At 55.0% G+C, this 22,742-nt stretch carries 20 protein-coding genes and 1 other RNA gene; 12 read left to right on the top strand and 9 right to left on the bottom strand.

Annotation, left to right across the window (positions count from 1 at the left end; all coding sequences use genetic code 11):
* Positions 1-49: 49 nt before the first annotated feature.
* The 3 genes from gatB to gatC form a co-directional block, all read right to left on the bottom strand.
* Positions 50-1,498 carry an Asp-tRNA(Asn)/Glu-tRNA(Gln) amidotransferase subunit GatB gene (gene gatB / locus BT114_RS12115; RefSeq protein ID WP_072326768.1) on the bottom strand — a complete coding sequence of 483 codons (1,449 nt, stop codon included), beginning with the start codon at positions 1,496-1,498 and terminating at the stop codon, positions 50-52.
* 213 nt (positions 1,499-1,711) lie between these two features.
* A complete protein-coding gene (gene gatA, locus BT114_RS12110) occupies positions 1,712-3,163 on the bottom strand; it encodes an Asp-tRNA(Asn)/Glu-tRNA(Gln) amidotransferase subunit GatA (protein ID WP_072326767.1) in 1,452 nt (483 codons plus the stop codon).
* 36 nt (positions 3,164-3,199) lie between these two features.
* Positions 3,200-3,487, bottom strand: coding sequence for an Asp-tRNA(Asn)/Glu-tRNA(Gln) amidotransferase subunit GatC (gene gatC, locus BT114_RS12105; RefSeq protein WP_072326766.1), 288 nt, complete (start codon positions 3,485-3,487; stop codon positions 3,200-3,202).
* Between the two features lie 201 nt (positions 3,488-3,688).
* Between gatC and BT114_RS12100 the strand changes: the two genes are divergently transcribed.
* The 10 genes from BT114_RS12100 to BT114_RS12055 all read left to right on the top strand — a co-directional run bounded on the left by BT114_RS12100 (position 3,689) and on the right by BT114_RS12055 (position 15,389).
* Positions 3,689-4,726, top strand: a complete 1,038-nt coding sequence (locus tag BT114_RS12100) for a rod shape-determining protein (RefSeq protein WP_072326765.1) — start codon at positions 3,689-3,691, stop codon at positions 4,724-4,726.
* A gap of 99 nt (positions 4,727-4,825) precedes the next feature.
* A complete protein-coding gene (gene mreC, locus BT114_RS12095) occupies positions 4,826-5,698 on the top strand; it encodes a rod shape-determining protein MreC (protein WP_084662232.1) in 873 nt (290 codons plus the stop codon).
* Complete coding sequence (gene mreD / locus BT114_RS12090; RefSeq protein WP_072326763.1) at positions 5,698-6,186, top strand: rod shape-determining protein MreD; 489 nt, start codon at positions 5,698-5,700, stop codon at positions 6,184-6,186. Before mreC ends, mreD begins: the two co-directional genes overlap by 1 nt.
* Before the next feature lie 30 nt (positions 6,187-6,216).
* Complete coding sequence (gene rng / locus BT114_RS12085; protein ID WP_072326762.1) at positions 6,217-7,683, top strand: ribonuclease G; 1,467 nt, start codon at positions 6,217-6,219, stop codon at positions 7,681-7,683.
* 2 nt (positions 7,684-7,685) lie between these two features.
* Positions 7,686-11,582 carry a YhdP family protein gene (locus BT114_RS12080; RefSeq protein WP_072326761.1) on the top strand — a complete coding sequence of 1,299 codons (3,897 nt, stop codon included), beginning with the start codon at positions 7,686-7,688 and terminating at the stop codon, positions 11,580-11,582.
* 141 nt (positions 11,583-11,723) lie between these two features.
* On the top strand, positions 11,724-12,530 hold the full coding sequence (locus BT114_RS12075; RefSeq protein WP_072326760.1) for an ABC transporter ATP-binding protein: 807 nt from the start codon (positions 11,724-11,726) through the stop codon (positions 12,528-12,530).
* A gap of 92 nt (positions 12,531-12,622) precedes the next feature.
* Entirely contained in the window at positions 12,623-13,384 is a 762-nt protein-coding gene (locus BT114_RS12070) for an ABC transporter substrate-binding protein (protein WP_072326759.1), read from the top strand.
* 15 nt (positions 13,385-13,399) lie between these two features.
* Positions 13,400-14,077 (top strand): ABC transporter permease, encoded by a 678-nt coding sequence (locus BT114_RS12065; protein WP_072326758.1) that lies wholly within the window; start codon positions 13,400-13,402, stop codon positions 14,075-14,077.
* A complete protein-coding gene (locus tag BT114_RS12060; RefSeq protein WP_245770444.1) occupies positions 14,077-14,886 on the top strand; it encodes an ABC transporter permease in 810 nt (269 codons plus the stop codon). Before BT114_RS12065 ends, BT114_RS12060 begins: the two co-directional genes overlap by 1 nt.
* A 23-nt stretch (positions 14,887-14,909) precedes the next feature.
* On the top strand, positions 14,910-15,389 hold the full coding sequence (locus BT114_RS12055; protein ID WP_072326757.1) for a GNAT family N-acetyltransferase: 480 nt from the start codon (positions 14,910-14,912) through the stop codon (positions 15,387-15,389).
* A gap of 166 nt (positions 15,390-15,555) precedes the next feature.
* Here BT114_RS12055 and BT114_RS12050 read toward each other — a convergent pair whose 3' ends face one another.
* Positions 15,556-16,314: a TlyA family RNA methyltransferase gene (locus BT114_RS12050; RefSeq protein WP_072326756.1), complete on the bottom strand. Its 759-nt coding sequence runs from the start codon at positions 16,312-16,314 to the stop codon at positions 15,556-15,558.
* 162 nt (positions 16,315-16,476) lie between these two features.
* Between BT114_RS12050 and ffs the strand changes: the two genes are divergently transcribed.
* An RNA gene (gene ffs, locus BT114_RS12045) (signal recognition particle sRNA small type) lies at positions 16,477-16,573 on the top strand.
* 202 nt (positions 16,574-16,775) lie between these two features.
* On the opposite strand, the gene BT114_RS12040 is transcribed toward ffs, so the two are convergent.
* Complete coding sequence (locus BT114_RS12040) at positions 16,776-17,648, bottom strand: SDR family oxidoreductase (protein ID WP_072326755.1); 873 nt, start codon at positions 17,646-17,648, stop codon at positions 16,776-16,778.
* A gap of 88 nt (positions 17,649-17,736) precedes the next feature.
* Between BT114_RS12040 and BT114_RS12035 the strand changes: the two genes are divergently transcribed.
* A complete protein-coding gene (locus tag BT114_RS12035; RefSeq protein WP_281249038.1) occupies positions 17,737-18,156 on the top strand; it encodes a winged helix-turn-helix transcriptional regulator in 420 nt (139 codons plus the stop codon).
* 48 nt (positions 18,157-18,204) lie between these two features.
* Here the strand turns inward: BT114_RS12035 and cysN are convergent, their stop codons facing one another.
* The 4 genes from cysN to BT114_RS12015 all read right to left on the bottom strand — a co-directional run bounded on the left by cysN (position 18,205) and on the right by BT114_RS12015 (position 22,687).
* The gene (cysN, locus tag BT114_RS12030) at positions 18,205-19,902 is read right to left on the bottom strand and encodes a sulfate adenylyltransferase subunit CysN (RefSeq protein ID WP_072326754.1); all 1,698 of its coding nucleotides are present in this window, start codon (positions 19,900-19,902) and stop codon (positions 18,205-18,207) included.
* Positions 19,902-20,861 (bottom strand): sulfate adenylyltransferase subunit CysD, encoded by a 960-nt coding sequence (gene cysD / locus BT114_RS12025; RefSeq protein ID WP_072326753.1) that lies wholly within the window; start codon positions 20,859-20,861, stop codon positions 19,902-19,904. Before cysD ends, cysN begins: the two co-directional genes overlap by 1 nt.
* 117 nt (positions 20,862-20,978) lie before the next feature.
* A complete protein-coding gene (locus BT114_RS12020) occupies positions 20,979-21,584 on the bottom strand; it encodes a DUF4276 family protein (protein WP_072326752.1) in 606 nt (201 codons plus the stop codon).
* Entirely contained in the window at positions 21,578-22,687 is a 1,110-nt protein-coding gene (locus BT114_RS12015; RefSeq protein WP_072326751.1) for an AAA family ATPase, read from the bottom strand. The genes BT114_RS12020 and BT114_RS12015 overlap by 7 nt, the downstream gene beginning before the upstream one ends.
* Positions 22,688-22,742: the final 55 nt, after the last annotated feature.

The following is a 22,742-nucleotide window of genomic DNA, read 5'->3' as shown; positions in this document are numbered from 1 at the left end:
ATAAAAAGCCCGCTGTAATAGCGGGCTTTTCAGATTGTTGATGCAGACTTCAGCCTTCCAGTTTTTTCGCCAGCAACTGGTTAACGGCCTGAGGATTGGCAGTGCCTTTGGAGGCTTTCATCACCTGACCCACAAAAAAGCCGACCATCTTGCCGCGTTTTTCCGGTTCGGCGGCGCGGTACTGCTCCACCTGCGCCGGGTTGGCAGCCAGCACTTCGTCAATCACCGCTTCAATGGCGCCCGTGTCGGTCACCTGCTTTAAGCCCTTGGCTTCGATGATTTCATCAGCGGTGTGACCTTCACCTGCCCAGAGTGCAGCAAACACCTGCTTGGCGGCCTTGCCGTTGATCGTATCGTCCTGCAGGCGTTTGAGCAGTCCGGCCAGTTGTTCCGGTGCCACCGGTGCCTGCTCGATTTCAATGCCTTCGCGGTTCAGCTGCGCGGAAAGTTCACCGGTCACCCAGTTGGCCGCCAGTTTGGCATCACCACTCAGTTCCACCACCCGATCAAAATACTCGGCCAGGGCGCGGCTGCTGGACAGTACACCGGCATCATAAGCGGACAATCCCAGTTGTTCGGTGAAACGCTGGCGCTTCTGCTCCGGCAACTCCGGCAGGGTTTCTTTCAGGTGTTGGATGTAGGCTTCATCCAGCTCCACCGGCAGCAGATCCGGGCAGGGGAAGTAGCGGTAATCATTGGCTTCTTCCTTGGAGCGCATGGCGCGGGTTTCATCCAGATCCGGATCATAGAGGCGGGTTTGCTGAATCACCCGGCCACCGTCTTCAATCAGTTCAATCTGACGCTGGATTTCATGATTGATGGCTTTTTCCACAAAGCGGAAGGAGTTGACGTTCTTGATTTCACAGCGGGTGCCGAGTTTTTCCTGGCCTTTGGGACGCACGGACACGTTGGCATCACAACGCAGTGAACCTTCCGCCATGTTGCCATCGGAAATGCCCAGATAGGTGACAATCGCGTGGATGGCCTTGAGGTAAGCCACCGCCTCTCTGGCGGAATTCATGTCCGGTTCGGAAACAATTTCCAGCAACGGTGTACCGGCACGGTTCAGATCCACACCGGTCATGCCGTGAAAGTCTTCATGCAGGCTCTTGCCGGCATCTTCTTCCAGGTGGGCATGGTGAATGCGTACCCGCTTGATGCCACCGTCTTCCAGTGGAATATCCAGATAACCCAGACCAACAATCGGCTCCGCCATCTGACTGGTCTGGTAGCCCTTGGGCAGGTCGGGATAGAAGTAGTTTTTACGCTCGAATACCGAGCGCTCAGGGATCTCGGCGTGAACGGCCAGGCCGAACTTGATGGCCATTTCCACGGCTTTTTCATTCAGCACCGGCAGTACACCGGGCATGCCCAGATCAATGACATTGGCCTGGGTGTTGGGCTCGGCACCAAAGGCGATGCTGGAGCCGGAGAAAATCTTGGACTGAGTGGCGAGCTGAACGTGTACTTCCAGCCCGATAACCGCTTCCCATTGCATAGTGCAAACCTTTTCTGAAAATTGCCAAAAACGGGTTTAAAACCAAAAGCGAGCCTTGAGCAAGATGCCGGGCTTCACCTTAGCCGGTATGTCTGCTTTCGGTGTGTTCGGCTGTCCCTGCCTCAAACACCGCGCTGCGCAGTCCCTGCTTCGCTTGTCGCAGACACATCCGGCCGTGAAGCCCTGCCTGTGCGGCACCCACAAGGTTCGGTCTCAGTTCAGCTCAGGAGCCTTGAGGTGGAAATCCGTCACCTGCTGGAACTGGTGTGCCACGTTCAGCAGTCGTCCTTCATCAAAATGATTGCCGATCAACTGCATGCCCACCGGGCGACCACCCACCAGACCTGCCGGAACCGAGATTGCAGGCAGGCCAGCGAGGTTCACGCCGAGGGTGTAAATATCTTCCAGGTACATCTGCACCGGATCACTGGTCTTGCTGCCCAGATCCCAGGCCGGGGTCGGGGTGGTCGGAGCCAGCAGCAGATCCACCTCGTTAAAGGCTTTCTGGAAATCCTGGGTGATCAGGCGACGCAGCTGTTGAGCCTTGCGATAGTAGGCATCATAAAAACCTTCCGACAGGGCGTAGGTGCCAACCAGGATACGACGTTTGACCTCTTCACCAAACCCTTCACTGCGTGAGCGCTTGTAGAGGTCTTCCAGATCTTTTGGATCGGCGCAGCGGTGGCCGTAACGCACCCCGTCAAAACGCGACAGGTTGGAGCTGGCTTCAGCCGGTGCAATCACGTAATAGGCTGGAATCGCCAGACGAGTCAGCGGCAGGCTGACTTCCTTCACGCTGGCACCGAGTTTTTCCAGTTCGGCAATGGCGGCCTGCAGGCGCTCGGCCATCTGCGGGTTCAGGTCCGCACCGAAGTATTCTTTCGGCAGACCCAGGGTCAGGCCTTGCAGGGGTTCATCCAGCAGGCTCAGGTAATCGGGCACGGCGCGCTGGATGCTGGTGGAGTCACGCGGATCAAACCCGGCCATGTGCTGCAGCAGCAGTGCGCAGTCTTCGGCAGAACGAGCCATCGGACCGCCCTGGTCCAGGCTGGAGGCGTAGGCCACCATGCCCCAGCGCGACACACGACCATAGGTGGGTTTGATGCCGGTGATGCCACAGAAGGCCGCTGGCTGGCGAATTGAACCACCGGTGTCGGTGCCGGTGGCGGCAGGCACCAGGCGAGCCGCCACGGCAGCAGCAGAACCACCGGAAGAACCACCGGGTACAGCGTCCAGGTTCCAGGGGTTTTTCACTGCACCGTAAAAAGAACTTTCGTTGGAGGAGCCCATGGCGAACTCGTCCAGGTTGGTTTTTCCCAGCGAAACGGCACCGGCCTGCGCCAGTTTTTCAACCACGGTGGCATTGTAGGGCGCCACAAAGTTGTCGAGGATGCGGGAGCCGCAGGTGGTTTTCACCCCTTCGGTGCAGAACAGATCCTTGTGAGCCAGTGGAATGCCGGTCAGTGGGCTGTGTTTTTCTTCAGCCAGGCGGCGATCGGCTTGTTTTGCCGTTTCCAGTGCCTCGGTTTCTGTCACTGTAATGAAACTGTTCAGCTGTGGGTCCAGCTTGCGAATGCGCTCCAGAAAGGTCTGGGTCAGTTCAACACTGGAAAACTTGCGGTCAGTCAGGCCCTTGGCCATCTGGGTAAGGCTGAGGTCGTGCATGAAGTGTCCTGAATTGCTGTCGATGGGCCGCTGGTGTCATTCAACCACGCGGGGTACCAGATAAAGGCCTTTTTCAGTGGCCGGGGCCAGGCGCTGCAAGGTTTCACGCTGATTGGTTTCAGTGACTTCGTCAATGCGCAGGCGCTGGGTGGCATCCATCGGGTGGGCCATCGGCTGTACGCCATCGGTAGGCACGGCCTGCATTTCATCCACCAGGCTGAGGATGCTGGACAGGGCCTGGGTGTAACGTTCGGTGGCTTCAGGTTCAATGCTCAGGCGAGCCAGATGTGCCACCTTGTGGAGGTCTTCTGCGTTGATGGTCATGGGTGTCCCTTGAAAAAGCCGGTTGAATCACTGCCGGAAGTCGTCAAGAATACCACAAGGCTTGCGTTCTGTTTATGGCACATTTCTGTAAATCCTGTCTTTCTTTGGTAAGGCGGGGCATAAAGTTGCTTGCTCTGAACCCTTCAGGTTGCTAGAGTTTCCGCCCAGCACAGGGACACATTAGGATAGGTCACCAAAAGCATGATTAAACGTCTTAGAGGTATGTTCTCCAGCGATCTTTCCATCGACCTGGGAACAGCAAACACGCTGATTTACGTTCGTGGCAAGGGCATTGTACTGAATGAGCCTTCTGTGGTGGCCGTTCGCCATCATGGTAACCAGCGCAGTGTCGCGGCAGTTGGTTTTGATGCCAAGCGCATGCTGGGCCGCACACCGGGCAATATCACCGCCATCCGTCCGATGAAGGACGGTGTGATTGCCGACTTCCATGTCACTGAAAAAATGCTGCAGCATTTCATTTCCAAGGTGCATGACAACAATTTCTTCACACCCAGCCCGCGCGTGCTGGTGTGTGTGCCTTGTATGTCCACCCAGGTTGAACGCCGTGCCATCAAGGAATCCGCACTCGGTGCCGGTGCCCGTGATGTATTCCTGATTGAGGAGCCGATGGCTGCTGCCATAGGTGCCGGTCTGCCGGTTGAGGAAGCTCAGGGTTCCATGGTGGTGGACATCGGTGGTGGTACCACTGAAATTGCCATTATTTCCCTGAATGGTGTGGTTTATTCCGAATCCGTACGAATTGCCGGTGACCGTTTTGACGAAGCCATTGTGGCTTATGTGCGTCGTCACTATGGCAGCCTGATCGGTGATGCCACGGCTGAACGCATCAAGCAGGAAATCGGTTGTGCTTATCCGGGCAGCGAAATCAAGGAAATTGATGTTCGTGGCCGTAATCTGGCTGAAGGGATTCCGCGCAGTTTCACCCTCAACTCCAATGAGGTGCTGGAAGCGCTGCAGGAACCGCTGGCTGCCATTGTGCAAGCCATCAAGAGTGCGCTGGAACAGTCACCGCCGGAGCTGGCTTCTGACATTGCCGAGCGTGGCCTGGTGCTGACCGGTGGTGGTGCATTGCTGCGTGACATCGACAAGTTGATTGCCGAGGAAACCGGCTTGCCAGTGATTATTGCCGAAGACCCGCTGACCTGTGTGGCACTGGGTGGCGGCAAGGCACTGGAACTGATTGATCAGCAAACCTTTGATCTGCTGGCCATCGAATAAGCCGGAATGCAGTAACAGGCTTTGAAACGCCCCTCTGCAAAGAGCGTGGCGTTTCTTTGCGTTATAAATACTTCTGACTGATCAGACGAGGATTCGGTTATCAAGCAGCTTTTTGCCAAGGGACCCCTGCTGGGATACCGACTGCTGGTGGCAGTGGTGCTCGGCCTGAGCCTGATGATTGCAGAGCAACGTTTTGCCGAGGTGGCTCACGTACGCTCCTGGGCCACCCTGCTGGTGACTCCGGTACAGTGGGCGGCAGATGCACCGGCGCGAGCCTGGGGCTGGGCTTCTGACAGTCTGGCTAACCGTAATCTGTTGCTGGAAGAAAACCGCGAGCTTAAATCCCAGGCGCTGATTCTGGCTGAACGCAGTCAGACCATGGCAGCCATCATGGCTGAAAACGTGCGCTTGCGTGAGCTGCTGAATGCAACCCGACGCAGTGAACTGGAGTTCATCACCGGTGAGCTGATCGGGGTTAATTACGATCCTTTCTCCCAGCAGGTGATCATCAACCGTGGCCGCCAGGATGGTGCTTTTGTCGGTCAACCCGTGGTGGATGCTGCAGGCATTATGGGTCAGTTGATTTCTGTCAGCCCCTACACCAGTCGTCTGCTGTTGATTTCTGATTCCAACCACGCCATTCCCGTTCAGGTTAACCGCAATGGCCTGCGCTTCATTGCTCAGGGCACCGGTCGACCCGATCAACTGCGCTTGTCACATGTCCCGGAAACGGCCGATCTGCGTGAAGGAGACCTGCTGGTTTCTTCGGGTCTGGGTGGGCGTTTCCCTTTTGGTTATCCAGTGGCAACCATTGTTGAGGTTTCACACCAGCGCGGTGAACCCTTCATGGACGTGGTGGCAAGGCCGCTGGCACAGCTGGATCGCAGCCGTTATGTGCTGCTGCTGTTTCATGCGCTGACCGGTACAGACCCGGAGACCCTTGAAAAGATCCAGCGCGGAGGTGGTTCCTGATGGCTGAAAAGAAGTTTCAAGGTTTCTGGTTGATCCAGCTCAGCTTTCTGGTGGCCTTGTACCTGCAGGCTTTGCCGATGCCGCCAGCTTTACTGTATTTTCGACCTGAATGGTTAAGTCTGGTGTTGATTTTCTGGTCGCTGAGCCTGCCGCAGCGGGTTGGCATCATGCATGGTTTTGGCTGGGGGCTGTTGCTGGACCTGATTGAAGGCACGTTGCTGGGGCACAATGCAGTGGCGCTGGCGCTGCTGGGCTTCCTGTCCAACCGTTTTTACCAGCGCATTCGTATGTATTCGATGCTGAAACAATCGGCACTGGTATTTCTGCTGATTGGCGTGAGTCAATTGGTGTTCCAGTGGTTGCAGGGTATTTTTGGTGCCATGTCCGGTATCGGTTTTCTGTTATTGCCGGCACTGATTTCCGCTGTGTTGTGGCATTGGGTGTTTGTGTTGCTGCAGGGTGTAAAGCGGCGTTTTGCGCTGGTCTGATGCCCGAACCAAAAGCCTGGCAGGTTGCTAATGAGTGAAGAAATACTGATCAATATCACCCCGATGGAAACCCGCGTGGCGCTGGTGGAAAACGGTGTGCTGCAGGAAGTCTACATCGAACGGACCCGCCGTCGCGGTATTGTTGGCAATATCTATAAAGGCAAGGTGGTTCGGGTTCTGCCGGGCATGCAAGCAGCTTTTGTTGATATCGGGCTGGATCGTGCTGCTTTTATCCATGTGGCAGAAGTGGCGCGTCCCGGTGCCGGTGACACCCAGGGTGAACCGCTGATTGCCAGTTTGCTGCACGAAGGTCAGTCACTGGTGGTGCAGGTCACCAAGGACCCCATTGGCACCAAGGGTGCCCGACTGACGACCCACCTTTCCATTCCTTCCCGTTATCTGGTTTACATGCCCCAGACCCCGCATGTGGGGGTCTCCCAGCGCATTGAACAGGAAGCAGAGCGTGAACGCCTGAAACAACTGGTCGGGCAGGGCATGACTGAAATAGCTGCAGATGAGCAGGGCGGCTTTATTCTGCGTACCGCCGCTGAAGGCGTTGGCAGCGAAGAAATTCTGGCAGATATCCATTTCCTGCATCGTGTCTGGCAGGCCGTGGAGCGCCGCATCAAACGTGAAAGCGGTATTTTCTGTGTGTATGAAGACCTGCCGCTGTTCATGCGTTCGATGCGTGATTTTGTACGCCCGGAACTGGAAAAAATTCGTATCGACTCACGGGAAAACTTCATCAAACTGCAGGAGTTTGTGCAGGAGTTTGTCCCCCAGTTGGAAAACAAACTGGAATACTACCCCGGTGAGCGCCCGATTTTTGATCTTTACAGTGTTGAAGATGAAATCCAGAAAGCGTTGGGCCGTAAGGTACAGCTGAAAAGTGGTGGTTATCTGGTGATTGACCAGACTGAAGCCATGACCACCATTGATGTGAATACCGGTGGTTTTGTCGGACATCGCAACCTGGAAGAAACCATCTTCAAGACCAACCTGGAAGCGGCCGCTGCGATTGTCCGGCAGCTGCGCCTGCGTAATCTGGGTGGCATCATCATCATTGATTTCATCGACATGGATGATGCTGAGCATCAGCGCCAGGTGCTGCGTTTGTTGGAGCGCAGTCTGGAGCGTGACCATGCCAAAACCAAGCTGACCGGTGTGACCGAGCTGGGCCTGGTGCAAATGACCCGCAAGCGCACGCGGGAAAGTCTGGAACAAATCATCTGTGAGCCTTGTCACTTGTGCCAGGGCCGTGGAACACTGAAAACCGCTGAGTCTGTCTGTTATGAAATCCTGCGTGATTTATTACGCATGGATCGGGCATACAATGGTGAAGCTTATCTGGTGATGGCCAGTCAGGCGGTGGTGGATCGTTTTCTGGATGAAGAGTCTGCTGCCGTGGCTGATCTGGAATTATTCATAGGTAAACCCATCCGCTTCCAGGTCGAAACGCTTTACTCCCAGGAGCAGTTCGACATCGTTCTGCAGTAAACATGGCAAACCGCTCAGAATTTTCTTCCCTGCGACTGTTCCTCTTACAGTTGCCGCTTTGGTCACTGCTGGTGCTGCTGGTTACGGCTGCGCTGTTGGTGCTGTTGCTGCGCTTTTTCATGCCTTTTCTGAGTCAGCTGCGCCCGGATGTAGAAAGTTATCTGAATGCCCGTTTGCCCTTTGAAGTAGAAACCAGCCAGTTGCAGGGCAGTTTGTTTCGTATTGATCCAGCAGTACAGATGCATGAGCTGGTGCTCAGCCGTAATGGACAAACCTTCCTGAGTTTGCAGCAAGCACGTTTGGAACTGGATACCCTCGCCAGCCTGATGGCATTGGCACCGCGCATGAAGGATGCCCGCTTGTCAGGGTTGGAGGTGTGGCTGGAAGAAACCGAGGATGGCTGGACACTGGCCGGTTGGCAGGATGATCCGCAAGATGCAAGTGAGCAGTCAGAAGCGGATGTTGGTCCGGCAACCACACTGCGACAGGTGTTAACCAGTGTTGAGCAGTTGCTGGTGCAGGGTGAACTGGATTTTTCAGATCTGCAATTGCATTTCACGCCACTGGAAGGGGAGCGCCTGACTTTTTCTGCTGAAGCATTGAACTACCGGCGTTGGTCGGGCGGTCGCCAGCTGGCTTTTGAGGTGGATGTGGCGGCAGAAGCCACCCATCCAGCCCGGCTGGTTATCACTTTGGAAGGTGATACCTTTGACCCGCGACGCTCCACCCTTGATGCCTGGCTGAGTTTGCCACAGGTTAGCCTGCGCGATTTTCGTACCCTCTGGCCAGCAGCCTGGCAAACAAGGTTTGAAGGCATGCAGGGGCAGGTTTCGATGGAAGGCTGGCTGAGCATGCGTCAAGGCAATGCCAAAGCGGATCTGCAAATCCGTGATCTGGCTTTGTATCTGGATGATCAGTATGAGGCGCGCATGGATCAGTTGGCGATCACCCTGCAGGGTGATCCGCGCCGCTGGACAGCCGATTGGCGTATCAATCAGCTGCATTCAGGTAGCTATCACTTTGAGGTGTTGCAAGGTAGAACGGCTAAACGCCGGTCTGCTTATACGCTGCAGGTGAGTGAGCTGTCACTCAGTCAGTTGGTGCCCGCCTTGCAACAGGATACACGTCTGCCGAATGGTTTCCGTGAACTGTTGGGGGATTTGAATCCTTCCGGCGTGCTTCAGGACATCACGCTGCATTTTCCCACCACTGAAGTTTTTAAACTCACTGCAAATCTGCAGGATGTTGGTGTGGCGGCCTGGCATGGTGCTCCGCTGGGGCAGGGTCTGCATGGCTGGTTACAGGCAGACGCCAGGGGTGGCCAGGTGGTATTTGCAGATCACTCGCTGCATCTGGGATTCCCAATGCTTTATGAAAATCCCTGGGATTTCAGTGAAGCCAGTGGTGATGTGCGCTGGGAGCTGGAGGGTGAAGAAATCTGGGTGATTGGTGAGCAGTTATCCGTCACCCTGCCACTGAATGAACAAGCGCCGCCAACCCGTGTTACTGGTAGCTTTTCTTTTTACATGGGAGAAGAAGACCGGCGCTTTTATCTCAATCTGGGCATGTTGCCCACCAACCTGACTGCACACACTCAACTGATACCCGGGCGTCTGTTGCCATCCGTGCTGTCAGAGTGGCTGGATTTGTCACTGCAGTCTGGTCAGGTGGAGCGGGGCGGATTCATTTATGCTGGCTCTGTGGTTAGCGGTCAGCCGGAAACCTTCCAGTTCCTCGGTGACTTCAGTAAAACCCTGTTTCGTTTTGACCCTCGCTGGCCGGAGCTTGAAGAAGCTCAGGGCTGGGTGCTGGTGCATGATGCCTCGGTCAGCGGTCAGGTGAATGCTGCGCGCATGGGAACCGCTCGTCTGGATCGGGCGGTATTCAGCACACGGGAGGCTGAAGGCACTCTGCTGCTGGATGTTGCAACGGGGCTGGAAACAGAATTGGCTTTTTTTCCCTGGTTGGTGGATCGCAGTCCCTTAGATGAAGCGGTTCCTGAAGCCTTGCAAGAGTGGCAGTACTCCGGGCAGGCCAGAGGTGAGTTGGCACTGGTGATACCGCTGGATGAAAATACTGATGCGCTGGCCGTCAGCTTGCGCAGCAATGTACGTGATGGCCGCTTGTTGATACATCAGGTGGGTCTGGAAATAACTGGGATTCGAGGACCGCTGAACTTTGATCTGGATCGGGGTCTGCATTCCCCGCATCTTTTTGGCCAGGTGCTGGATAGCACCGTCCAGGCAGTGATTCAGGCCGAACCCGCGTCACGTCTGGAGTTTGCCTTGCGTCCGGGTGTGGATGCCTTGCTGGGTTGGCAGCAGTTGCCTGAACTGGACTGGCTGCAAGGCCGGGTGCAGGTGCAGGGTGCGCTGGAAATGAATCCATTCCGCAGGCTGATACTGGAAAGTGACCTGAAAGAAGTGGTGTTAACCGACAACTTTCCCTGGCCCAAGGCTGCCGGTGTTGAACTGCCGGTACGTGCCGAGCTGGATTTTGCTGATGACCGGCTGCCCTTGTCGATCGCTCTGGCCAGTCTGGCGCGTTTTCGTGCTGACCTGAACTTGCCGGAACAAGGCATGCACTTGCGTATAGCCGAGCAGGATGTGGAAGCTGCTGAGGTTCCGGGAACACCGGGATTAACTCTGGATATGGCACTGCGCTATCTGGATGCCTCCAGGGTCTGGCGTTGGCTGCAACACACACGTCATGGCTTGATGGGTGATGACCTTGCTGATGCGTCAACTGATGGGCAGTTACCGGAAACCGGTGTAAAGCTCAATGTTGCCAGTCTCGACATTGAAGACCTGTATTGGGATCAACTGGCACTGGGTGAGGTTTCGATGACGGCTGAACTGCTGCCACTGGGTACGCGGTTATTATTCGCCAGCCGTTATACCGATGGTCAGCTGTGGTGGCCATCACGTGAAGGTGATGTTGCTGAACTGCTGATAGGTCGCCTGTATTTGCCCGCTCCTGATACTGCTGAAGCAACCAGTCCACAGTCGGCTGCGTCTGTCAGTCGGCGTCAGCTATTACAGCCGGTGGTTGATCCACTGGCTGGTTATGATCCTTCTGGCTGGCCGAACATCTATCTGCAGGTGGATGACCTGAAACTGGGTGAGCGCAAACTGGGGCGCTGGAATGCTCAGTTGCGCACCAGTGAAGGCGTTGTGCGTGCTGATCCTGTTTATGGTGAGTTGGGGCAGACCAGCATGAATGCCACGTTGAGCTGGTATTTTTCGCAGCCACAACCCAGCAGTGAAATCAGTGGTAGCTTAAGGGGGCGCAATATTGCACCGGCACTGCAAGGTTTAACGGGTGATGCATCCCCGCTGGTCAGTGGTCGCCATCAACTGGATTATGATTTCAGTTGGTCAGGCTCACCGGCAGCTTTCCGGCTGGACACCCTGGCTGGTGAGTTCAACCTGCGCCTGAATGACGGCCATTTCCCCAAAACTGATGATCGCCTGCGCGGTGTCAGTCGCTTTTTTGGCTTGCTGAATATGGATACCCTGCTGCGCCGCCTGCGCCTGGATTTTTCTGATGTCACCGCCAGAGGGGTCAGTTATGAAAGCATTCGCGGGGAATACACCCTTGAAGCGGGTTACCTGCGTACCACCAGTCCCACAAGGATAGAAAGTTCTGCCACGCGGATTACCCTCAGTGGTGAAGTGGATCTGATCGATGAAACCCTTGATCAGCAGTTAACCCTGGTATTGCCAGTGGCCCAGAGCTTGCCTCTGGCTGCCATTCTGGTTGGTGCGCCGCAGGTGGGTGCCGGCATCTGGGTGGTGCAGAAGCTCTTTGGCAATCTGTTTGATACCTTCACGGAAGCCCGCTACAAGGTCAGCGGGCCGTTGGCAGATCCGAAATTTGAGCTGCAACGAGTATTTTAAGCTTGGCTCATTACGTTAATCGGAAGCTTTGAAACGGGTGTTCAGAAACCGAAGTTACAGTTAAACTACACCAATAATACAAGCGTTTTGATAAAACGGTCAGCCCACAAGGCACACAACAGCATAGACCAAGGTAGCTTGATGAACCCTGCACCTGAGCCCGCTTCAACCACTTCGGATTCTGTCAGACCTGCCCTGGAGGTCAGTAATCTCCACAAGCGTTATGGTGATCACGAAGTGTTGAAGGGCATTTCCCTGACCGCCCGCAAAGGCGATGTGATTTCCATCCTTGGTTCCAGTGGTTCCGGTAAATCCACCTTCCTGCGTTGCCTTAATCTGCTGGAAAAACCCAGTCAGGGTGAAATCCGCCTGTGTGGTGAAAGCCTGCAACTCAAAGCCAATCGTGATGGTGAACTGGATGCAGTGAAAAGCCGCCAGCTGGAAGCCTTTCGGGCGCGCATGGGTTTTGTGTTTCAGAACTTCAACCTGTGGCCACACCTGAACCTGCTGGACAATCTGGCACTGGCACCGGTGCAGGTGCTGGGAAAAAGTCGTGCTGAAGCGCGAGAGCGAGCCGCCGCCCTGTTGAAAAAAGTTGGCCTGGCGGACAAGGAAAAAGCCTACCCCCTGCAACTCTCCGGTGGTCAGCAACAACGGGTGGCCATTGCCCGCACGCTGGCGATGGAACCGGAAGTGCTGTTGTTTGATGAACCCACCTCGGCACTGGACCCGGAGCTGGTCAACGAAGTGCTGGGTGTGATGCGGGCGCTGGCTGAAGAGGGCCGCACCATGCTGATAGTGACCCACGAAATGCGTTTTGCACGGGATGTATCCAGCCAGGTGATGTTCCTGCATCAGGGTCAGGTCGAAGAACTCAGCCCACCCGAGCAATTCTTCACCAATCCTGTGTCAACCCGTTGCAGAGAATTCCTGTCCAGTCATCTATGATTCTGGCAGGCTCTTTGCTCTTGCAAAAGGTCACTCATTGACAGGCTGTTCCCCGCATCACTGAATTGCAACCCAAAAGAAGGAAAACAACGATGCAAGTGTTCAAGAAAACGCTGATCTCACTGGCGCTGGTCACCTCTGCTGCTCTGGTATCCACCAGTGCACTGGCTGATCGCATTCGTATTGCCACCGAAGGTGCTTATGCACCATTCAACTACATCGACAACACCGGTGCACTGCAAGGGTTCGATGTGGACATCGCCAAGGCTCTCTGTGCCCAGATGAAAGCCGAGTGCGACATTGTTGCCCAGGACTGGGACGGCATCATCCCCGGCCTGCGTGCCCGTCGTTATGACGCCATCATCGCCTCCATGTCCATCACTCCTGAGCGTCAGCGTGTGGTGGCCTTCACTGATCCCTACTACTCCAACGTACTGGCATTCATCGGTCCGAAAGGCACCGAAATGAAGACTGATGCCGCCAGCCTGCGTGGCAAGACTCTGGGTGCCCAGCGTGCCACCATCGCCGGTCAGTACCTGCAGGACAATCTGGGTCGCAACGTGACCGTGCGCCTGTATGACACTCAGGACAACGCCTATCTGGATCTGGCTGCCGGTCGTCTGGATGGCATGGTGTCCGACAAGTTCCCGGCCTACGACTGGCTGCAGACTGAAGCCGGTTCCCGCTTCGAGTTCAAGGGTGAAGACATCGACATCGATGACAAGATCGGCATTGCCGTGCGCCAGAACGACAACGCCCTGCGTGAGCGCTTCAACAAGGCACTGAAGGAAATTGTTGATAACGGTGTGTATGCCGAAATCAATGCGCGTTATTTCCCCTTCAGTATCCGCTGAGTGTAACGCTGACCCATGGATTTACACGGTTTTGGACACCTGCTGCTGGCAGGCACCTGGATCACCCTGAAACTGGCGTTTGTCAGCCTGTTCTTCGGTTTGATCCTGGGCCTGCTGGGGGCCACCGCCAAGCTGTCTTCGATCAGGGTGCTGCGCTGGATTGCCACCACCTACACCACCCTGATGCGAGGTCTGCCTGAATTGCTGCTGGTGCTGATCATCTATTTCGGCACCACCGAGCTGCTGCTGCGCATGTTTGATGTTTACGTTGAACTTAGCGCTTTTGCAGCCGGGGTGGCGGCACTGTCGATTGCCTTTGGTGCTTACGCCACCGAGGTTTTTCGGGGTGCCTTGCAGGAGTTGCCAAAAGGGCAGCAGGAAGCTGCACTGTCGCTGGGGCTGAGCCGCATCAAGGCCTTCTGGCATGTGATGCTGCCACAGCTCTGGCGTCTGGCCCTGCCGGGGCTGGGCAATCTGTTTCTTGTCTTACTCAAAGACACCGCACTGGTGTCGGTGATCGGTCTGAATGACCTGATGCGCCAGGCCTATGTGGCCGCCGGATTCACCAAATTACCCTTCACCTTTTACCTGGCAGCAGCCTTTATTTATCTGCTGCTGACCATCCTGTTCATGCAGCTGTTGAGCCTGATGGAAAAACGGGCCAACCGGGGTTATGCCGGAGGGCTGCGCTGATGGACTGGATGTATCACTTGTCTGACTGGCTGCAACTGCTGACGGCAGGGCATGAACCCTGGGATTCTTACGCCCGTTACCTGCCACAACTGCTGGAAGGTGCCTGGGTCACCCTGAAACTGGTGGTGTTGTCCGGCATTGCTGGCATTCTGCTGGCGATTCCACTGGCGCTGCTGCGGGTTTCAAAAAATCCCTGGTTGTGGGTGCTGCCTTACTGCTACATCTTCTTTTTCCGTGGCACACCGCTACTGGTGCAGATTTTCCTGGTGTATTACGGCCTGTCCCAGTTTGAAAGCATCCGCAACAGCGGCTGGTTGTGGGATCAGGTGTTATCCCAGCCTTACTGGTGTGCCATCATCACCTTCAGCCTGCACACCGCCGCCTACATTGCCGAATTGTTCCGGGGTGCCATTCAATCGGTACCCAGAGGCGAGGTGGAAGCGGCCATGGCGCTGGGATTATCAAAAGCGAAACAGTACCGCAAGATCATCCTGCCGCGTGCTTTTGGCATGATCCTGCCGGCTTATGGCAATGAAGTGATCCTGATGTTGAAGGGCAGTGCACTGGCCTCCACCATTACCCTGCTGGATCTGATGGGTGCCACCCGCAACGTGATTTCACGCACCTACATGAACCTGGAATTTTTCCTGCTGGCCGGGGTGATGTACCTGGTGATTGCCGCCGTTATCATTGGTCTGTTCCGCCTGCTGGAAAACTTCTTCAATGCTCACCAGCGGGCCACCCACCTGCCCGTGAAACAGCTGGATGCCCAGTTGCAGGACGAGCACCTGCGTGACAATGCCCGTTGAGAGTCCTGTCTGTTGAGAGCCTTATGTTTGATATTCATGAAGCCGATCTGAACCAACCCGAACAGGCCGCCGCGCTGGTGGCACTGATGGATGAATATGCCCGCGACCCGATGGGGGGCGGTGAAGGCCTGGCAGACAGCGTCAAGGCCGCTCTGCCGGAAGCATTAAAAAACCGCCCCGGTGCCTTTCAGATTCTGGCCTGGCGAGGTTCCGAACCGGCCGGGTTGATCAACTGCTTTGAAGGTTTTTCCACCTTCCAGTGCAAACCCCTGATCAACATTCATGATGTGATTGTCAGCAAAAACCACCGTGGGCAGGGTTTGAATCAACTGATGATGGAACAGGTGGAAGCCATTGCCCGCCAGCGGGGCTGCTGCAAAATCACCCTGGAAGTGCTGCAGGGCAACCAGGCTGCCCAGAAGGCTTATCGGAAGTTTGGGTTTGCGGGGTATGAGTTGGATCCCGAGATGGGATGTGCGCTCTTCTGGGAAAAGAAACTATAGATTAACTATTGCGCTTGCCTATGCGGCGTTGAAATTGATCTCAAAATGCTCATTTACTTCGTGTCACTCGGTTTTGGCTTCCTGCGTCGCTCTACCTCCTGCATCCATGCAGTCGTGCGCTTCTTCGGTCAATTCCGCCTGGCCTGACCTTCGCATATCAAACCGATCATCTATTTTGCGCGACCATCAAAAACTCCCGATTCCCATCACCACCGGTGATCGGGCTATCAATCCAGTGGATGACTTCAAGGCCTAACCCAGTGACTTGCTCACGGATGCGTTGCTCCACTTCGGCATAAAGAGCCGGATCACGCACAATGCCGCCTTTGCCGATCTTCTCTTTGCCCACTTCAAACTGGGGTTTGACCAGACTGATCAGCCAGCCGGAGCTGGCCAGCAAGGCAGGCAGCTGTGGCAGAATCAGCGTCTGGGAGATGAAGGACACATCCATCACAATCAGATCATATACCAGTGGCAATCCCTGGCTGCTGAAGTGCTCAGACTCCAGATGCCGGGCATTAACCTTCTCCAGCGCCACCACACGGGCATCATCCTTCAGGCGTGGATGCAACTGGTTCTGACCCACATCCAGCCCCACCACCCGCGAGACACCGGCCTGCAACAAGGCATCAGTAAAACCACCGGTGGACTGCCCCACATCCAGCGCAGTCAGACCCTTCACATCCAGTTGTGCCACTTGCAGCGCGGCCAGCAACTTGAACGCCCCACGAGACACATAACGGTCTTCCTCGGTGGCGGTCACCTGCAACTGACTGTCTGATGGCAGCTTCAAACCGGGTTTATCCACCGGCTGCCACTGGCCGTTTTTAAACAGACTCACCCGTCCGCCATCAAGCATCTTCTGAGCCTGGGTGCGGCTTTCCGCCAACCCCTGTTCAACCAGCAGCAGATCCAGTCGTTGCATTGTCATCACCTGCAAATCAAAGCAACAGTTTACCCCATGCCGGTAACAAGTGCTTGTATTGACTTCTTTTTTACCACTTGATTAAAGCCTTGCCCTTGCCTGATACAAGGCAGACTGGTAGTATGCAGGCCGCAGTTGAATGACTGTCTTTGTGGTGGCCCCTGTTGGTCCTCCCGCAACACGAAATCATGAACCCCGCCAGGCCCGGAAGGGAGCAACGGTAGTGATGGATGTGTGTGCCGGGATGTGGCTGGCAGGGGCCATCTCCATTTCTGGCACCAAAACCTTCCCGTTTTCCTCCGCAACCATCGTACTCACCAGCATGTTTCTGCTTGCCTTGCACCACCAGCAGTCGGCCGCAAATATGGCACGGGTCGGTAAGTCGGCTTCCCGTGTAATGACAAACGATCAAGAGTCATCCGCGAAAGATTCTCCCTGGCTAGCCAGGGTATTCGTTGAGTTTACCCTTTCAGTGCTTCGGCAACCGATGTTTCCAGTGAGGTGGTGGGGCGACCGATCAGTTGGCTGAGCTGATGACTGGCATCATAAAGGCCACCTTTGGATGCACCGGTATCGGAATCAGCCAGTAGTGCCGCAAAGGGTTGTGGCAGGCCAACCTGAACCAGCGCATCGCAGTAATCGGCTTCAGACAGATTCAGGTAGCTGATGGTCTGGCCGGTCTGGCGGCTGACTTCGGCAGCCAGGTCAGTGAGGGTGTAGGCCGTGTCTCCGGCCAGCTCATAAACCCGGTTACCCGGTTGCAGGTCAGCGGTGATGGCGCTGGCGGCGGCAGCAGCATAATCAGCACGGGTGGCGAAGGCGATGCGACCGTCACCGGCACAACCCAGCAGCTTGCCGTGGGCAAGGGCTGCAGCCAGTCCGCCGGTATAGTTCTCGGTGTACCAGCCATTGCGCAGGATCAGGGTGTTCAGCCCGGATGCCAGCAGCAGGGCTTCCGTGGCGCGGTGTTCTTCGGCCAGCGCCAGCGGTGAGGTGTCGGCATGCAGCAGACTGGTGTAAGCCAGCAGTTTTACACCGGATGCAGCAGCGGCATCGATCACCTTCTGATGCTGGGCAACCCGCTGTCCTACGGCGCTGGATGAAATCAGCAGCAGGCGCTCCACACCGGCAAAGGCTGAAACCAGCGTCTCAGGCTGTTCATAATCCACCTTGCGGACCTGAATGCCACGTTGTTTGAAGTGTTCAGCTTTGGCCGGATCACGGACGCCGGCAATGATTTGTTCGGCACTGATCTGTTTGGTACTGGCCAGGGTCAGCAGTTGTTCAATAACCAGTTGGCCCAGTTGGCCGGATGCTCCGGTGACAAGAATCATGGTGTTTCTCCTGTGGTTTATCAAAAAACATGTGTACACTAGCATTTAGGCTAATTAAAAGTAAGTACGCACAAAAAGGTAAGTGTTGATGGCAGAAAAACCTTCAGTCAGGCAGGAGAGCACAGTGGATGAGGTGCGCCTGAATGCAAGAATGGAACGGGGTGAGTTGTTTGCTGAGCGTTGTCCTTCCCGGCAGGTGTTGAACCACGTGACCAGCCGCTGGGGCGTGCTGGTGTTTGTGGCTTTGTTGCAGGGTACACACCGTTTCAGTGAGTTGCGCCGCAAGATCGGTGGCGTCAGTGAACGCATGCTGGCGCAGACTCTGCAGAATCTGGAGCAGGATGGTTTTGTGCAGCGGGTGGCTTATCCGGTGGTACCACCGCATGTCGAATACAGCCTGACTGAAATGGGGCAGGAGGTTGCTGTGCAGGTACAGCAGTTGGCTGACTGGATCGAAGTGAATTATACGCGGGTGCTGGCGGCGGCTCAGGTGAATGAGTCCGTTTAAAACAAGGCACCGGATCGGTTGAAGTGCCGACCCGGTGCCTTGTTGTCCTTAGATGATGCTGGACTGCCGGAGGTGTTGCAGGATCAAGCTGATGGCCTGCTCCGGGGCAGTCAGCGGCAGTTGTTGCGGGTGTTGCTGATGGCTGATCTCGGCCAGCAGTTCACCCTGATCGCCGCTGCTGGCAGTGAGCAGTAGCAGCCCCTTGTGCAGTAACCACTGTTCCAGTGCACCTTGCTGGCGTGCCAGTTCAGCAGGCAATTCCCCTTCATTCAGCAGCAACGGCAGGCGTCCGGCGTCAAACAGGGCGCGTTCCAGTTGTTGCAGCAGTTCGCGGCGGGTGACGGCATCAGCACCGCGCAGTTCGATGCGGGCCGGCTGCTGACCCAGTCGCAAGGCGCGCTCTGCTGCCGATACCGGTTCCTGTTGGCGTTTCTGTTGTTGTCCGTCCTGGCCTTGCACCATGCCAGCGGCGACGGTGTTTTTGCTCAGGCGGTCAATCAGGATGAAGCTGCCAGTGGCGCGGTTGTTGCGATAGGCATCGGCCACCACCGGTTGTTCCAGCAGGATTTCCACCCGGGCAATTTCGTTCAGTTCCAGCCCGGAAGCCGGATGGCGCTCCAGAGTGTTGACTTCGGTTTTGTAATGAATGGCATTGATGCGTGCATTCACCTTGCGGGTGCCGATTTTTAACAGGTAGGTTTTGCCCTGCACCAGCGGCTGTTCAGCCATCCACACCAGCTCGGCTTCCAGGCGGTCACTGGCTGTTGGCTGTTCACTGGCAGCCACCAGCAGGTCACCGCGGGAGATGTCGATTTCATCTTCGAGTGTCAGGGTGATGGCCATGGGCGCAAAGGCCGAGGCCAGTTCACCCTCCCAGGTGACAATGGATTTCACCCGGCTGGTCTGGCCGGATGGCAGCACGCGAATGGCATCACCCACCTGCACCTTACCGGATGCCAGGGTGCCGCAGTAACCCCGGAAGTTGAGGTTGGGGCGGTTGACGTATTGCACCGGAAAGCGCAGCGGCTGCTCCCCGTGTGACGGTTCAACATCAACACTTTCCAGCAGTTCCATCAGTGGCAGGCCCTGATACCAGCTCAGTTCGGGCGATGGACTGACCACATTGTCACCCTTCAGGGCGGACAGGGGTACAAAATGCACTTCCGGTAGATCCAGTTGCCCGGCAAAAGCCAGATAATCCGCCTTGATCTGCTCAAACACCGCTTCGCTGTAATCCACCAGATCCATCTTGTTGATGGCGACCACCACATGACGGATGCCCAGCAGGGACACAATAAAACTGTGGCGGCGGGTCTGGGTCAGCACCCCCTTGCGGGCATCAATCAGAATGATCGCCAGTTCACAGTTGGAGGCACCGGTGGCCATATTGCGGGTGTACTGTTCATGACCGGGGGTATCCGCAATGATGAACTTGCGACGTGCCGTGGAAAAATAACGGTAGGCCACATCAATGGTGATGCCCTGTTCGCGCTCGGCCTGCAGACCATCCACCAGCAGCGCCAGATCAATGGCTTCACCGGTGGTGCCCTGGGTTTTGCTGTCACGGTGCAGGGCTTCCAGCTGATCTTCATAAATCATCTTGCTGTCGTGCAGCAGGCGACCGATCAGGGTGGACTTGCCATCATCAACGCTGCCGCAGGTCAGCAGGCGCAGCAGTTGTTTGTCTTCGTGCTGTTTCAGATAAGCATGAATGTCTTCAGCAATGAGTTCAGATTGGTGGCTCATCAGAAGTAGCCCTCCATTTTTTTCTGTTCCATCGAGCCACGGGCATCCTTGTCGATCATGCGGCCCTGGCGTTCGGAAGTGGTGGTCAGCAGCATTTCCTGAATGATGTCGGTCAGGGTGGCGGCAGTGGATTCAATTGCGCCGGTCAGGGGGTAACAGCCCAGGGTGCGGAAGCGCACCTGCTTGTGTTGTGGCACTTCACCCGGTTCCAGCGGCAGACGCTCATCATCCACCATGATCCAGGTGCCATCACGCTCCACCACCGGGCGTTCGGCGGCAAAATACAGCGGGACAATCGGAATCTGTTCCAGCCAGATGTATTGCCAGATATCCAGTTCGGTCCAGTTGGACAGGGGGAATACACGAATGCTTTCACCCTTTTCCACTTCGGTGTTGTAGAGGTTCCATAATTCCGGGCGCTGGTTTTTCGGGTCCCAGCGGTGGTTTTTGTCGCGGAAGGAAAAGATGCGTTCCTTGGCGCGGGACTTTTCTTCATCCCGGCGGGCACCACCAAAAGCGGCATCAAAACCGTGTTTGTTGAGTGCCTGTTTGAGCGACTGGGTTTTCATGATGTCGGTGTGTTTTGCCGAACCATGCACCATCGGGTTGATGTTCATGTCGACCCCATCCTGATTGATGTGCACCAGCAGCTCCATGCCCGCTTCTTTGGCCATGCGGTCACGAAACTCAATCATTTCGCGGAATTTCCAGGTGGTGTCCACATGCAACAGCGGGAAGGGCGGAGTTCCGGGATAAAAGGCCTTGCGGGCCAAGTGCAGCATCACCGAGGAGTCCTTGCCGATGGAATAAAGCATCACCGGGTTGGCAAAACTGGCGGCCACTTCACGAATGATGTGGATGCTTTCAGCCTCCAGCTGTTTCAGGTGGGTTAAACGCTCCGGCGCTATGGCCGGATGGGTGGACGGTTGAGTGGAAAGCGTTGCGGCAATCGCGGGCATGTCTGCTCCTGAGTATTGAAGCTGAAAATACAGAATGCCGAGGATTATGCCCTTGTGCCGATAAAACCAAAAAGAATATCTGGGAATTTTGTAATGCGTAAAGGTGATAAGCTTTGTTTACGATGACGGGCTGAGTGCTTCCAGCAGTTGTAACCACTGATCAAAACCCTGACAGCAATTGCGCAGTTTTTCCAGTCCGATATTCAACGCAATATCAGGGCCATGAATGGTTTTACGGTAGTCGCTGTGCTTTTCAAGCCGTTTGGAAGGAGCGGTCTCTCTGGAATTGTTGATTTGTTCGGGGTTGTTGTCAAAATCCAGCAGAACATTAGTTGCCCAGTCATTCAGAGATGGTTTATGCAGAAGGGTTGCAAGTACTTCAGGATCAGAAAATAACAGGCCTTCAAACTCATGCATTTGAATATAGGGGATGAGTTTACTTTGTAGCTCGGCCTTGAGGCAGTGTTTGATCTTCTGTTCCAGCGAGCTTTTTGTTTCACCGGGCTCCAGTTTTTTGAAGCCATAAAAGTCATAAAAGGTCGTCACATAATCAAAGCTGTAAGCTAAAGTCTCCAGTTCGCCCCGGATACGATCCAGACTGATGTTGCCGCGCAGGTTGACGGGCGTAATGTAGATATTGAGCTGACTCAGATGCGGTGCCAGTACCCTTTTGGTAAAGCGCTCTTCGGTTGCTCCTTCAACTGAAATACCCAGCCTTACCATTCTGGTCGACCTCCAATCAGGTTTTTACTCCAGATGTCTCCCATCGCATAGTTTTCCAGCCAGTGCTGGAGTTCCTCCGCATCCAGACGTTTAAAACAGGATGCACCCTGATGCTGATCAACCACAATAAAGTCTTCCGGCGAAAAGTGGTTGGCAAAGGTGACTGATTGAGTGGAGCAAATGACCTGAGTGGTTTGTGAAACCGATTTGATAATATCCGCCAGAACATCCAGTGCTGCTGGATGCAACCCCAGCTCAGGTTCATCAAGTACGATGGTGTCTGGGCGCAACCACTCCGGTTGAAGAAATAAAACTGCCATGCAGATAAAGCGGGCAGTACCATCAGATAACTGATTAGCAGAAAAAGGCGTGTCGTGATCCTTGTGTAGCCACCGCAATAAAAGTGATTCATCTCCTTTCTGACCTGCTGGCTCCAGATAAAAGTCATGGAAAAAGGGAGCAATGGTTTGAATGGCAGCGAGAATTTCTTGATAGCTGTCAGTGAAGGACTTTTTTAACTGCCAGAGTAAAGGAGCCAAGTTGCCAGCATCAGACTCGAATCGGAAGGTTGCACTCAGTTTCTGAGCTTGTTTGAATTTGGCCGTAGGGCTGGTGTCATGGAAATGATAAACACGGCACTTTTCAAGGTATTCCCGAGTATATTTGCGTACATAAACACTTTCAGCTGTGCCGTCGGGTAGCAGACCACTTTCACCAGGTTTTCCTTTTACGTAAAACAAACGTGATGAAGCTTCGAAAGTGCAGTACTCCCTCTCAAATACCAGCTCATCATTGGTTTCACCATGGATGAAGTCGACATGGTAGCCATTGGCTCCAACCTTCAAATCTAGAGAAATGGCAGGTGTTTTTTTGGAGCCAAAATGAAAAAAACTGCTGGCATAGCCATTTTTGGCAACATAACTTTGCAGCCTTCCTTCAGATAGATGCCGAAGGAAGGTGAACAGGGAGATAAAATTAGTTTTTCCCGCGCCATTGGCACCAATCAGGATATTGATCGGGTTGAGCTTCAGATCAAGCTTCTTGATGGACTTGAATCCCTGAATCTTGATCTGGTGTAGATGTGGCTTGGGCTGCACTGTCATGATGGGTTAATCGTTGTCTTTCATGGGTTGATGAGTGGTCATCTTACCAGTTTGA

Origin of the sequence: Marinospirillum alkaliphilum DSM 21637, assembly GCF_900119735.1 — a bacterium.
Lineage (GTDB): Bacteria > Pseudomonadota > Gammaproteobacteria > Pseudomonadales > Halomonadaceae > Marinospirillum > Marinospirillum alkaliphilum.
Note: the sequence above shows the minus strand (reverse complement) of the source record. Positions and strands in the feature narration are given on the sequence as shown.